General features: G+C 44.9%; 1 protein-coding gene. It reads left to right on the top strand.

Translation table 11 applies throughout. The features are described 5' to 3' along the window. Window positions 1-130 precede the first annotated feature (130 nt). A partial coding sequence (gene mraW / locus QVO97_RS01595; RefSeq protein WP_288188609.1) for a 16S rRNA (cytosine(1402)-N(4))-methyltransferase occupies window positions 131-566 on the top strand: 436 nt, incomplete at its 3' end.

Here is a 566-nt window from a genome sequence, read left to right as displayed (position 1 = left end):
ACGTTTTATCTGGAAAAATCAAGAAAGAATTGACATTTGAACGCCTTCCATATATGCTTGAACCAATATGATTTTCGATTTGACAGATGGGAAAATCAATGGAAAATCTAAGCAGATATGGGAGGTTTTTATGGATCAGGAAAATCAGACACCACATAAACGGCGTGTCAGATATAAAGGAAAATATCCAAAAAAATTTGAAGAAAAATATAAAGAACTGCAGCCGGAGAAGTATCAGGACACGATCCAGCACGTGATTCAGAAAGGAAATACACCAGCGGGCATGCATATTTCCATTATGGTGCAGGAGATTCTGGACTTTTTGCAGATCCAGCCGGGGCAGGTCGGATTTGATGCGACGCTAGGATACGGCGGACATACGAAGGCGATGCTGGCCTGCCTGAAAGGGCAGGGACATATGTATGCGACCGATGTTGATCCGGAGGAATCTGCCAAGACGCGGAAACGCCTGGAAGAAGCGGGCTATGGCGAGGACATGCTTTCAATCCGTCTCCAGAACTTCTGTACAATCGATGAGATTGCCAAAGAAGCGGGTGGTTTTGACT

Origin of the sequence: Clostridium sp. CAG:43 (assembly GCF_000434655.1) — a bacterium.
Lineage (GTDB): Bacteria > Bacillota > Clostridia > Lachnospirales > Lachnospiraceae > Otoolea > Otoolea fessa.
This window is presented reverse-complemented; position numbering and strand designations above follow the sequence as displayed.